The organism is Rhizohabitans arisaemae, from assembly GCF_025996515.1.
GTDB classification, from domain to species: domain Bacteria; phylum Actinomycetota; class Actinomycetes; order Streptosporangiales; family Streptosporangiaceae; genus Rhizohabitans; species Rhizohabitans arisaemae.
The window spans coordinates 747529-761117 of record NZ_BLRH01000009.1 but is presented as its reverse complement, the minus strand read 5'-3'; the positions used below and the strand labels follow the sequence as shown (position 1 = coordinate 761117).

General features: G+C 72.6%; 3 protein-coding genes and 1 pseudogene. All 4 read right to left on the bottom strand.

Going from position 1 to position 13589, the window contains the following annotated elements:
• Positions 1-84 precede the first annotated feature (84 nt).
• Positions 85-270, bottom strand: a pseudogene (locus RUR_RS04235) (MbtH family protein); the annotation flags it as partial.
• Between the two features lie 19 nt (positions 271-289).
• Positions 290-5746, bottom strand: a complete 5457-nt coding sequence (locus tag RUR_RS04230) for a type I polyketide synthase (RefSeq protein WP_283133516.1) — start codon at positions 5744-5746, stop codon at positions 290-292.
• Positions 5743-10716 carry a non-ribosomal peptide synthetase gene (locus RUR_RS04225; RefSeq protein ID WP_283133515.1) on the bottom strand — a complete coding sequence of 1658 codons (4974 nt, stop codon included), beginning with the start codon at positions 10714-10716 and terminating at the stop codon, positions 5743-5745. Before RUR_RS04225 ends, RUR_RS04230 begins: the two co-directional genes overlap by 4 nt.
• Positions 10717-11681: 965 nt before the next feature.
• Positions 11682-13532 carry a fibronectin type III domain-containing protein gene (locus RUR_RS04220; protein ID WP_283133514.1) on the bottom strand — a complete coding sequence of 617 codons (1851 nt, stop codon included), beginning with the start codon at positions 13530-13532 and terminating at the stop codon, positions 11682-11684.
• Positions 13533-13589 lie beyond the last annotated feature (57 nt).

The window sequence follows — 13589 nt, the reverse complement described above, 5'->3', positions numbered from 1 at the left end:
TTTCTCCCGCGCTGTGGTGCTTGGTCGGTCGACGCCGGACGGCCACGGCCAGGTGGCCGTCCGGCGACTCGGTCACGCCCTCCGCTACCTCATCGCCTCACGGAGGCTGCGGGGCCGCATGTCCGTCCACACGGTCTCGATGTGGTCCAGACACTCCTGCTTGCTCCCCGAGAAGCCCTCGTCCCGCCAACCGGCCGGGCCCGGCTGTTCGGCGGACCAGATCGAGTACTGCTCCTCGTCGTTGAGAACGACCTTGTACATGGCTGAGCCCTTTCGTTCCGGTCGGCGGCTACCGTGCGAGCTTGGGGATCGTCGATCCGCCCGAAGGGGCGGGGTCCGGCTCGGGGGACGGCCCGGACTCGGCCCGGGACTGCTCCACGAGCGCGGCGACCCCCGCGACGGTCGGCTCCTCGAACAGGCTGCGCATCGGCAGCCGGACCCCGACCTCCTTGCGGATGAGCGCGATGAGCTGGACCGCGATCAGGGAGTTCCCGCCGAGTTCGAAGAAGTCGTCCTCGACCCCGATCTCGGTCCCGCCGAGCACCTCCTTCCACAGGCGCGCGATCGTCTTCTCCAGCTCGGTCCGCGGCTCCAGGTAGTCGCCGGCGGAGCTCCGGGCGGACTGGTCGGACAGGGCGGTGGGCTCCAGCTCGGTCTCGATGCTGGACTGGGTGAGCGCCCGGACCCCGGCGACGTACTCGGCGAGCCGCTGCGCCGTGATCACGACCTGGGAGCCGAGCCCGGCGGCGAGGAGCCGGTGGTAGGCCTCCGCGCCGTCCTTGGGGGAGATGCCGGCCTTGGCCTCGGCGCCTGCGGCGGCCTGCTCGACCGGCGCCGGGACGTCGGCCTCGCCGAGCCGCCCGCCCGCGGAGACGGTCTCGGCGACCGCGCTCGCGTCGATGCGGCGGAGCACGTAGTCGCTGATCTCGACCAGGAGTTCCCCGTCGTCGTCGAGGAGGGTGACGTCGAGGGGGATGACCTCCTCCGTGCTCGCGTCGCCGAACCGGACGTGGCTCCAGACCCGGGCGGGCAGCCGCCGGTGCACGGTGATCCGCCCGTAGCCCAGCGGCAGGTAGTGCCCGTTCGTGCCGACCAGGGTCGTGGTGGCGATGTCCAGGATGGCGGGGTGGATGTCCCAGCGGTCGAGGTCGGCGGCGATGACGCCGAGGGCCTCCAGGCAGGCGAGTCCCTCACCCTGGCCCATGTACCAGCCGGTCAGGTTGTCCCAGTGCGGGCCGAGGGTGATCAGGCTGGACAGCCCGTCGATGGAGTCCTCGTTCCCCTTCACGCAGCGCGCCTTGATGGCGTCGATGGGGCTCGGCGCCGCGGGTTCGGGCCGAACCCGCGACGCGGTGCCCCTGGCGTGCGTTCGCGACACTCCGCCGACCAGGCTCTTGACCTCGAAGTCCGCCCCGTCGGTGTCGGGGCTGAACTGGACGCGGATGTCCGCCACGACTCCGTCGCCGATCGAGAGGGGTTCGACGAACACCACGTCCTTCAGCTCCACGACGCCCTCGCCGGGCAGGACCTCGTGGGCCGAGCGGTGCGCCATCTCGATGTGCGCGGTGCCGGGCAGGACGGGCACGTCGGCGAGGCGGTGCTCGTCGAGGACCCAGTGGGTGTCGGTGGAGAGCGTCCCGCCGCACCAGGGGGCCGAGCCGTCCTCGCCGTCGTATCGGGCGGTGATGACCGGGTGGTCCACCGGGGTGATCCGCTCGCCGCGCTGGAGGGCGCGGAACGCGGCCGGGGCGGCGACCTCGGCGGCCATGCCGACCTCCAGCCAGCCGCCCCAGTTCGCCGAGACGACCGGCGCGCGCCAGCCGTGGGCGCCGCGGGCGTGCGCGTCGAGGAAGTTGTTGGCGGCGCAGTAGTCGACCTGGCCGAAGCCGCCGGCCACGGCGGTCACCGAGGAGCAGAGCAGGACCGTGTCCAGCTCGTCCTCGCCGAAGGCGGCGCGGAGCGCCAGGGTGCCCAGGATCTTGGGCGCCATGACGGCCTCGGCGGCGTCCCGCTCCTTGACCTCGGCCATTCCGCCGCCGGGCACACCGGCCGCGTGCACGATCCCGTTGACCTTGCCGAAGCGGTCGAGGGTCTCCCGGCGGACCCGGCGCATGTCCTCGGCGGCGACCACGTCGGCGGCCAGGACCAGGACATCGGCCCCGGACGCCTCCATCCGGCGGATGGCCGCGATGGCCCGGCTCGCCCGGTCGCCCGGCGGGTACCCGTCCCAGCGGTCGCGGGGCGGCAGCCCGGCCCGGGACAGCAGGACCAGCTTGACCCGTGCCCGCCGCGCCAGGTCCTCGGCGAGGGTGATGCCGATGCCGCCGAGGCCGCCGGTGATCACGTAGACGTCGCCGTCGCGGGGACCGGGTCCGGCCTCGGTGACCGAGGCGGGCACGGTGACCGGCTCGTAGTGCTGCTCCCAGCGCCTGCCGCCGCGCAGGGTCACGGTGTCGAAGCCGGGCTCGGCCCCGAACTCGGCGAGCACCCCGGCGGTGCGGGCGCCCTGGTCGTCGGCCGGGTCGACGTCGACGTGCCGGACCCGCAGCCAGGGCAGCTCCAGCGGGACGACCTTGCCGATGCCGGCGACGGTGGCGTGCTCGGGCCGGACCAGGTCGTGCCCGGTGACGTCCTGGGTGCCGGCGGTCAGCACGGTGAGGACGACCTGCTCGGTCGGCTGGGTGGCGGCGAGCGCCTGGGTGAGGGCGAGGAGGCTGAAGAAGCCGCGGTCCTGGGCCCGCCAGGTGCCGTCGGCGTCGCCCGCGGCCGGGCCGTCGAGCGCCCAGGCGTGGATCACGTCGGCGGGTACGCCGCCGGCGGCGGTCAGCTCCTCGGCGAGGGCTTCGTAGTCGTCCCGCTCGGCGGGGCGCAGCGTGTAGCCGTCCGCGGTCCGTTCGAACCGCTCGCCGGGCAGGACCTCGATCACCTCGGCGCCGCGGGCCCGCAGGGCGTCGCGGAGCCCGGTGGACTCGGGGCCGCCGAACAGCAGCGCCCGGGTGAGGGTGAGGGCGCGCGGCGGCAGGGGCTTGGTCTGGCGCCAGCTCGGCACGGTGAAGTAGTCGTCCAGGACGAGCGGGCCGGTGACCTCGGCCTCGGCGGCCTCGTTGCCGGGGGTGGGGGCGATCCACGCCCGCTTGCGCTCCCAGGGGTAGGTCGGCAGCGGCACCCGCCGGCCGGTCTCGCCGAACCCGTCCAGGTCCACGCCGTTGACCCAGAGGGTGCCGACGGCGGTGAGCAGCGTCTCGGTGTCGGACTTGGCGTCGCTGGGGCCGGCCAGCGAGGGCAGGGGACGCTGGGCCTCCCGGGACAGCTGCGTACGGGCGAGCCCGACGAGCTGCTTGCCGGGACCGCATTCGATCATGATCCAGTCGCCTTCGGAGACGAGCGTGGCGACGCAGTCCCCGAATCTGACGGCTTCCCGCAGGTGCCGCGCCCAGTAGGAGGGGTCGGTCGCCTCCTCCGCGGTGATCCAGGTGCCGGTGAGGTTGGACAGGAACGGCACCCGCGGCGCGGAGCGGGGCACGTCGGAGACCAGCTCCCGGAACTCGGCCAGGATCGGGTCCATCATCGCCGAGTGGAAGGCGTGCGAGGTGCGCAGGAGGGTGCAGCCGGTGCCCGCCTCCTTGAGCGCCGCCGCGTACGCCTCGATCGGCTCGGTGGGCCCGGCGACCACGCAGGTCCCCGGCCCGTTGATCGTCGCGATGGTCAGGCCGTCGGGCAGGGTCCCGGCGACCTCGTCGGCGTCGAGCCGGACCGCGAGCATCGACCCGGCGGGCATGCTCTGGATGAGCCGTCCCCGGGAGGCGACCAGCCGGAGCGCGTCGGCGGGGTCGAACACCCCGGCCACGGTCGCGGCTACGTACTCGCCGATGCTGTGCCCGATCATGGCGGCGGGCTCCAGCCCGTACGCGCGCCAGAGCCGGCTCATCGCGTACTCGATCGTGAAGAGCGCCGGCTGGGTGAGCGAGGTCTGGCGGAGCCGTTCGTCGGCGGCCTCGTCGCCCTTGGCGAACAGCAGCGGCCGGATGTCCTCGCCGAGCTCGGCGAGCAGGATGCGGGCGCACTCGTCGACCGCGTCCCGGAAGACCGGCTCGGTCCGGTACAGCTCGGCGCCCATGCCCGCGTACTGCGCCCCCTGGCCGGAGAAGAGCAGGGCGACCTGCGGGGTACGGCGGCCGGCGGTTCCGGTGATCACGCGTTTGGGGGCGGTGAGCGCGGTCGCGGCGTCGGCCGGTCCGGAGGCCACCACGGCGGCGCGGCGGCCCATCCGGCGGCGGCCGACCCGGAGCGTGTAGGCCACGTCGCCCAGGTCGGTGTCGCCGTGCTCGGCGAGGTGGGCGGCGAGCCGCTCGCAGGAGGCGGTGAGCGCGGTCTCGGTCCGGGCGGATAGCTGCAGGAGCTCCGCGGGGCGCCGGACGCCGGTCCGGGGCTCGTGCTCGGGCGGCTGCTCCAGGACGACGTGCGCGTTGGTGCCGCCGATGCCGAACGAGCTCACCCCGGCGCGGCGGGGGAACCCGTTCGCGTCCCACTTGGTGAGGGAGGAGACGACGTGGAACGGGTTCGTCCCGAAGTCGATCTTCGGGTTGGGCGACTCGTAGTGCAGGCTGGGCGGGATCAGCCCGCTCTCCAGCGCCAGGACGGCCTTGATGACGCTGGGCATGCCCGCCGCCTGGCCGAGGTGCCCGATGTTGCTCTTGACCGAGCCGATCCCGCACCAGCCGACGTCCTTGCTGGACTGCTGGTAGACGGTGGACAGCGCGGCCACCTCGATCGGGTCGCCGAGGGAGGTGCCGGTGCCGTGCGCCTCCACGTAGGTGACGGTGCGCGGGTCCACCCCGCCCACCCCAAGCGCCTGGGCGATGACCGCGGCCTGCCCCTCCACGCTGGGCGCGGAGAAGCCGACCTTGCTCGCCCCGTCGTTGTTGATCGCGTTGCCGAGGACGACCGCGCGGATGTGGTCGCCGTCGGCGATCGCCTCGGAGAGCCGCTTCATGACGATCACGCCGCCGCCGCTGCCCCAGATGGTGCCCGCGGCCTTGGAGTCGAACGGCCGGCAGTGCCCGTCGGGGGAGACGATGCCCTCGTCCTCGTACATGTAGCCCTGCCCCTGGGGCAGGTCGATGGTGACGGCGCCGGCCAGCGCCATGTCGCATTCGCCGTTGCGGAGCGCCTCCGCCGCGATGTGCACGGTGACCAGCCCGGTCGAGCAGGCGGTGTGCAGGGTGTAGCTGGGTCCCCGCAGGTCGAGCTTGTAGGAGGCGAGGGTGGCGCAGTAGTCGGCGTGGTTGCCGGTCATGACGGCGAGCCAGCCGGCCGACTTGTGCGCCTGCGGGTTGCCGCGGATGTTCATCCACTGATACGAGGGCGAGCCGATGCCGGCGTAGACGCCGATCTCCCCGGAGTAGCGCGCCGGGTCGTAGCCGGCGTTCTCCAGCGAGGTGTGCGCGAGCTCCAGGAAGATGCGGTGCTGCGGGTCCCGCACCTCGGCCTCGCGGATCGACATCCCGAAGAAGGCGGCGTCGAAGTCCTCGGTGTCGTCGAGGGGCATCGCCGCGGGGACGAAGTGCGGGTCATCCAGCGTGTGCTCTTTGATCCCGTTGGCGAGCTGCTCCTCACGCGTGTAATAGCGGATGGACTCGACGCCGTCCACCAGGTTGCGCCAGAACTGCTGCGAATCCCCGGCCCCGGGGACGCGGCAGGCCAGCCCGATGATCGCGATCGGCTCCACCGTCGGGTCGTCGGTCATGGATGATTCCCTTCCTGAGACAACCGGGGCTCCGCCTGCCGCGGGCCGGTCTTCCTAAGCCGATCCCGGCGGACCGCGAGCCGTCGTGCGGCCCGGTCCAGTCCGGGACTGCTCGCTGCGCCGTCGAGGTATCCGGCGAGCGTGCGGATCGTGGGATGCCGGAACAGGTCCACGACGGGTATTTCGCGGCCGAGAAACTCGGTGAGCCGGGACTGCACCGAGATGATCGCGAGCGAGTGCCCGCCGATCTCGAAGAAGTTGTCGGTCGGCCGGATCCGCGGCAGACCCAGCACCGCCCGCCACGCCTCCGCGACCGCGATCTCGGTACGGCCGGTCGGCGCCTCGGCGGCGTCGGCGGGCGGTCGGAGCGTGGGACGGGGCAGCGCGGCGCGATCGACCTTGCCGTTGGGGGTGAGCGGGAGCGCGGGGAGCAGCAGGACGTCGGCCGGTACGGCGTACTCGGGGAGCGTCGCCCGCAGGTGGTCCAGGATGTGGCGGCTCAGCAGGCCGGGCCGGGAGGGCACCGCGTACGCGATCACCACCCGCTCGGCCGACTCCCCGGTCGCCGTCGCCGCCGCGGCGGCCGTGCGGACTCCGGGGTGGGCGGCGACGGCGGCCTCCACCTCGCCCAGTTCCACCCGGAACCCGCGGATCTTGATCTGGTCGTCGGCCCGCCCGGCGAGCACCACCGCGCCGTCCGGCCGGTAGCGGCCCACGTCGCCGGTGCGGAAGATCCGGGCGCCGCCGGGCGCCCCCTCGAACCGGAGTCCCGTCAGCTCCGGGTCGAGGTAGCCGTCGGCGAGGTGGCGGCTGTGGATGACCACCTCGCCGAGCTCTCCGACGCCGGCGGGCCGGCCGCCCGCGCCCACCACGACGAGGCGGCTCCCGTCGACACCCCGCCCGGCCGGGATCGGCTCCCCGCTCTCGGCCGCCGCCGCGCCCGGCTCGTGCCAGGCGTGGGCCTGGGGGGTCTCGGTGGTCCCGTAGAACGCGACGATCCGGGCCCCGGGCATCAGCCGCCGCAGCCGGGCGACGTCCGCCTCGGTCAGCCGGTCGCCGCCGATCGCCACCAGCCGGACGCCGGGGAGCGGGGCGGTCTGCCCCTTCCCGGTGAGCAGCCGGGCGAGCTGCGGCGTCAGGTGCAGCACCGTGATCGCCTCCTGGCGGAGCCAGGCCGCCAGCCGGCCGGGGTCGCGGACCAGAGCCTGGTCGGGGACGTGCAGCCGGGCGCCGGTCAGCAGCGGGACGAACACGTCGCGCAGCGCCGGGTCGTGGGCGAGTCCCGACAGGAACGCGAACCGGTCGACGGAGGTGATCTCGAAGGTCTCGGCGTACCAGGCGACGAAGTGGGCGAGCGGGCCTTCGGAGGTGCGGACCGGCTTGGGGTCGCCGGTGGTGCCCGAGGTGAAGGAGAGGTAGCCCCGCTCGGCCGGTTCGGGCTCCGGCCCGTCTGCGGAGCCGGGGAGGTCGAGTGAGGGCAGGTGGGCCAGTTCGGCGGGGACCTCGGCCCCCGGGACGGCGAGCAGCGCGCGGGCCCGTGCCGCCGCGGCCTGCCGGGCGAGCAGGGCGGGCGGGTGCGCCGGGTCGAGGACGGCCCAGTGGGTGCCGGGCGTGAGGACCCCGAGCATCAGCGCGGGCAGCGTCGTCTCGCGGCGGGCCAGGATCGCCACCGTCTCGCCGGGGGCGATCCCGGCGCCTGTGACGGCACGCGCGGTACGGCGGCGCAGCGCGTCCAGCTCGCGGTAGGTGAGGTCGCCGCCCGGCCCGGTCACCGCGATCCGGTCCGGTTCCGCCGTCGCCGCCGCGGTGAAGCCCGCCACCACGCCGGGGCCCGCCCACTCCGGGAGCGGGTCGTCGAAGGCCGGCAGGTCGTCCCGGCCGCCCCGCGCCGACGCGGCGGACACCGGGGCGTCCGGGGCCGCCGTCAGGTCGGTCAGCAGGCCGACGTAGCTCTCCAGCAGCGCGTCCATCCGTTCCGCGGTGAACAGGGCGGGGTTGTGGACGAGCTGGAGGACGTACCCCGCGGCCTGCTCGCTGACGTACAGGGTGAGGTCGAACAGGGAGCCGGGGAGGCCGGCCGGCAGCGGTTCGGCGGTGCAGCCGGGCAGGTTGAGCCGGGGTTCGGCGAAGTTGTACATGTTGAACATCACCTGGGTGACCGGGGTCCTGGACAGGTCCCGGGCCACGCCGAGGGAGTCGACGATCCGTTCGAGTGGAACATCGCAGTGGGCCATCGCCTGGGTGAGCTCCTCCTGACAGGCACGGACCCGCTCGGCGAAACTCCCCTCGCCCGCCGCGGAGATCCGCAGCGGCAGGATCTGCAGGCACATCCCGATCAGCTGCTCGAAGGCGACGTGCCTGCGATCCGCGAACGGCGTGCCGATGATCAGATCGTGCCGGCCGGTGAGGCGGTGCAGCAGCTCGGCGAAGCCGGCCAGCAGCACCGAGTACGGCGTGGCGGTCAGCCGGGCGGCCAGCCCGCGCACCGCGCCGCCGAGCTCGGGCCCGATCGCCGCGTGCCGTACCGCGCCGTGGAACGACTGCACGGGCGGGCGCGGGGCGTCCCGCGGCAGGTCGAGCACCGTGGGCGCTCCGGCGAGATGCCCCCGCCACCAGGTCAGGTGTTCCGCCGAGCGACGGATGTCGCGTTCTCGCAGCCAGGCCACGTAGTCGGCGAAGGCCAGCCCGGCGGGGGCCGCGGACCCGCCGGAGTACGCCTGCGCGATGTCCCGGTAGAGGACGTCCTGGGACCAGCCGTCGAAGACGATGTGGTGCACGGTGACGGCGAAGACGTGGTCGTCCGGCGCCAGCCGGATCAGCCGGGCCCGGATCAGCGGCCCCCGCGCCAGGTCGAACCGGTCCTTGGCCTCCCCGTCGAGCACCTCGGCGAGCTTGTCCTCACGGTCGGGGGAGGGCAGGGTGGTCAGGTCGACCAGGGGCAGCGGGACCGGCCCGGGGGGAGCCACGCTGACCTTCGGAACCCCCGTGGGGTGGGAGATCCGCCAGCGGAGCACCTCGTGCCTCGCCACGACCGCGCCGAGGGCGGACCGCAGGGCCCCGGCGTCGAGCGGGCCGCGGATCCGTTCCGCCATCGCGATGTTGTGCGCGGGGCTCTCGGGCGCCAGCCGCTCCACGAACCACAGGCGCCGCTGGCCGGGGGAGAGCTCGGGAGCGTTCCCACCGAGCGGCGCGGACTCGTCGGCCTCCTCGGCGGTCTCCACCCGATGGGCCAGGCCCCCGCAGGTCCGGCCCTCGTAGACGTCCTCCACGCACACCTGGCGTCCCAGCTCGGCCCGGATCGCCGAGACGAGCCGCATCGCGCGCAGGGAGTGGCCGCCGGAGGCGAGGAAGTCGTCGTCCAGCGACGGGTCGGGCGTGTCCAGCACCCGGGCCCAGATCGCGGCCACCGCTTGCTGCACCGGGGTGACCGGAACACGGCCCGGCCGCCCTGTGGCGTGATCCCGCACCGGGCCGAGGGCCCGAAGGGCCGCCATGTCGACCTTGCCGGAGGAGTTCAGCGGGAGGGAGTCCAGGTGGACCACCCCGGTGGGCAGCATGTACCGCGGGAGCCGCTGCGCGGCGTGGTCCCGGAGCCCGGCCAGGTCCGGGGCGTCGCCCGGGGCCACGTAGGCGATGAGCTCGCCCACCCCGTCGACCACGCACTGCAGGACGCCGGGGTGGGCGCGGAGCACCGACTCCACCTCGCCGATCTCGACCCGCTGCCCTTGGATCTTCACCTGCCGGTCGAGCCGTCCCATGAAGGCGATCCCGCCGTCGGGCTCCCACACCACGTGGTCGCCGGTGCGGTAGAGCCTGGCGCCGGGTACGTCGGAGAAGGGGTCGGGCACGAACCGTTCCGCGGTGAGCGCGGGGCGGCCCAGGTATCCCCGGGCCACCTGGGGGCCGCCGATGTGCAGTTCCCCGGGGACGCCCGGCGGGCAGGGGTTCATCCGCTCGTCGAGGATGTAGGCCTGGCATCCGGCGAGGGGGCGGCCGATCGGGAGGGGGCGGGTCCACGTCCCGGTGAGCTCGGTTCCGACCACGCACACGGTGGTCTCGGTCGGGCCGTACCAGTTGTGGAACCGGCAGTGCGCGGACCAGCGGGCCACCTGCTCGGGGCCGGGCGGCTCACCCGCGGTGATCAGGTCCCGCAGGCGGGTCAGGCGGGACGGGTCGAGTAGCGGGAGGAGGGCGGGGGGGATGAACCCCCAGGTCACCTCGTGGGCTTCCAGGAACCGCTGGAGCCGCGCCGGGTCGACGCGGTCGTCGTCCGGGATCAGCTGGACGGACCCGCCGCAGGTCAGCGGGGTGAGCATGTCGAGCACGGAGACGTCGAAGCCGAGCGCGGAGAAGGCGATGGAGCGGCAGGTCTCGTCGAGCGCGTGGTGCGCGGCGGAGGCGGTGGCGAAGGCCGCGACGCTGGAGTGGTTCACCGTCACGCCTTTGGGGCGGCCGGTGGAGCCGGAGGTGTAGAGCACGTACGCGGCGCCGCCGGGGAGGGCACGGCCGGGGCCGGGGGTCGCGGTGCCCACCGCGGCCGGGGTGTCGACCAGGGTCCGGTCGGTGCCGTGCAGGAGTTCGCGGCCGTGCCGGTCGGCGACGACGATCCGGATTCCGGCGTCGTCCAGCACGTCGTCCAGGCGCCCTCGCGGGTGTCCGGGGTCGAGCGGGACGTAGGCGCCGCCGGCGAGCATGATTCCCAGCGCGGAGGCGGTGAGCCAGGGGGTCCGGCGCGCGCAGAGGCCGACCTTGGTTTCCGGGCCCACGCCGAGGTCGGTGAGGCGCCGCGCCAGTTCGGCGGCGGTGCCGATCAGCTCCCGGTAGCTCAGCACGGTGTCCCACTGCCGGATTGCGGGGGCGTCCGGGGTGCGGGCGGCCTGTGCGGTCACCAGGTCGGTCAGGAGGGCGTCGGGGGCCTCGCGGGAGGGCCCCTCGGTCCAGGCGTGCGGAACTACGTCGATCACCGTCATGCGGGGGCCTCGCTGGTCGTCAAGGGCTGTGCGGTACGGCGACTCGACCGGCGCGGGGGTCGGAGGGGGAACGGCGTGGGCGCGGTGGGCGGCGGGAGCGCCCTCCGGACGGGTGCGGGTACCCGTATCAGGGCATGCGTAATAGCCGTTCACCTCCAATACACCAGGTAACGAGGTTTTCGATACCGGATGCATACGCGGGCAGAGGACCTCGAACGGGCGCGGATTACCCGTTTGAGCGCTATAGGACCGGTAAGCGAGATTATCTATATCTGGTCCGTCGGGGAAAGTCGAGTCCTCTTTACTGCCTTTGTGGACATAAATAGGAATTTCGGATTTTTAGGAAACGGCCAGCTCCGCAGCGGTCTTTACCTTGTGTCCCAGCCGAAACCTGGCCGGATCCGAACCGCACCGGCGTGCCCCGCCGCCGGTCGCGGCTTTGTCGGCAAGCAGCAGGTTTCTCACTGTCCGCCATATATTTCGCGTATATTCATCACGCTGGGTAATCGACCGAAATTAGAGTTTCGGGCGAGATGTAAAGGGCGAGGTGAAGGTTACCGTGGGAGGACCCGTGTGACGTGCCGCGGCGAATCCCGTATAGGTACTGGGCTTTTGCACGTGCAGATGCACGAGAGCATGCACTGGCATAGAGATCGGCGGGGGCTGCGCGGGGGCGGGCCGGTCTCTTTAGTCAACCGAATACCGCGCCGGCGGCCTCGCGGCGAACGGGCCCCGGACGCCGAGAGGCCGCCGCACCCGATGTCCGAGCGTCTCGACCGGCTCGGGGGAGTTCCCCTCTGACATGCCGGTCGGTCGCTTTCGCATCGGCGGGCGACGGCCCCGTGGGCGGTGTCGGCATTTCGCCGACATCCGTATACAACCTGAGATCAATTGTTAAGTAGGTATTCTGTTTATTTACCGTATTGCCGGGTAGCTGTGGCGTTCCGGTTGACCAATTCCCGTAATCAGAAGCCCGCGGTGATGCGGGTGAACTCCCAATCGGGCTGCGCGATTCCACTGCAGGCCGACTGGACGCCGCCACCGGGGCAGGGACGGTCCCGGTTGACCGACCAGAACGCGAGCCTGGCCAGCCCCTTGGACTTCGCCCAGTCCCGGATCTGGGTCCAGATCTCCAGGGAGGTGAGCTCCTGCTGGTCGCTGAGGCCGTTCATCCCGGAGATGCCCATGTGGGAGTAGGCCTGGGCGTCGGACCAGCCGAAGGCCGTCCTGAGGTGACCCTTCAGGGCCTCGGAGGCGTTGACCGTGTTCTGGTACATGTTCGCGCCGCCGTTGAAGTCGAACGGCATGATGGTGAACACGTCGATCCCGGCCTGGATCGCCGCCGCCTGGTTGATCAGCCGCACCCCGGTCGGGGTGGGCCCGGTGGTCTCGGTGCCGAAGGTGACGATGGTCTTGACGGTCGGGTTGTTCTGCTTGATGATCTTAAGTGCCTGCAGGATCCGGTCCTGCACCGTCAGGTTCTCGAACTCGTCGAAGTTCTCGATGTCGATGTCGATCGCCTTGAGGTTGTAGGCGTCGATGACCTGCTGGTACGCCGCGGCGAGCGCCTGCGGCGTGGCGCAGTTCGGGCCGAGCTTGTTCCCCGACCAGCCACCGAAGGAGGGCACGACGTCCCCGCCGGCCGCCCGGATCGCGGCGATCGCGGCCGCGTCCTGACCGCCCTGCAGCGGACGGCCGCCGTCCCAGGCCGGGTTGCAGCCGTTCTGGGCGAGGACGAAGGCCATGGTGAACCACTTGATCCCGGTCGCGTTCATCACCGTGGCCGGGTTCGGCGGGCTGCCCCAGCCGGTGTAGAGGTACGGCGCGGCGACGCCGGGGTTCGTCGGGCAGTCGCCGGTGGTGTGGCTGAGGGCATTGCTCTGCGGGGACTCGCCGAAGGTGTTGTAGGCCGACACGGTGAAGCTGTACGGCGTGCAGGCCGACAGCCCGCTGACCGTGGCGGCGGTTCCGGTGACCGTGGTCTTGAGCATGCCGTTCTGGTACACGCGGTAGCCGGTCACGGTACCGGTGGGGGTTTCCCAGGCAAGGGTGACCGAGGTGACCGTGGCGGCGGTCGTCCTCAGGCCGGACGGACGCCCGGGGAGGTTCTCGCAGCCCGTCGTCGTCCCGGTGACGGGCTGGCTGCGCGCCGACTGGTTGCCCGAGATGTTGTGGGCCGTGACCGTGAAGGTGTGCGCCGAGCACGGGTTCAACCCGGTGACCGTGGCGGTGGTGCCGGTGACCGTGGCCGCGAGGGTGTTGCCGTTCCACACCCGGTAACCGGCCGGCGGTCTGCCGGAGGAGGCGTTCCAGGCCACGGTGATCGAGGTGTCGGTGACGCCGGTGATCCTCACGCCGCTCGGGACCTCGATCAGGTCACCGCCGTCGCAGGCGTAGTTGTTGATCGAGCAGTTCTGCGGGACGGCGCCGGAGCCGCCCGGGCTGCCGATGAGGCCGAAGCTCCGGGTCCCCCCGTTCGGGATCGTCCCGTTCCAGCTCAGGTTCTCGAAGATGAAACGCTGCCCGTTGCGGGTGAGCCGCGCGTCCCAGGCGGAGGTGACCGCGTACCCGGCCGGGAGGTCGAACTCCACCCGCCAGTTGAGCAGGCCGGCGCCCGAGCCGTTGGTGATCGTGACCTGCCCCTGCCAGCCGGAGCCCCAGTCCTGGGTCTTGACCACGGTGGCGGTGGGGGTGAGCGGCGGGACGACGGCTTGGGCCGAGCCGGACGCGGCCCGGGTAGGCCCAGACCAGATCAGAGTGGTCGCCGCGGCGAGCAGCACCGCGGCGAACACGCCGGTGAGCTTTCTCAGTCGCATTGTCGTTGCTCCCTGAAAAACAGGGCCGCCCCCTCCCGGCGCGGGGAAGGGGCGGCC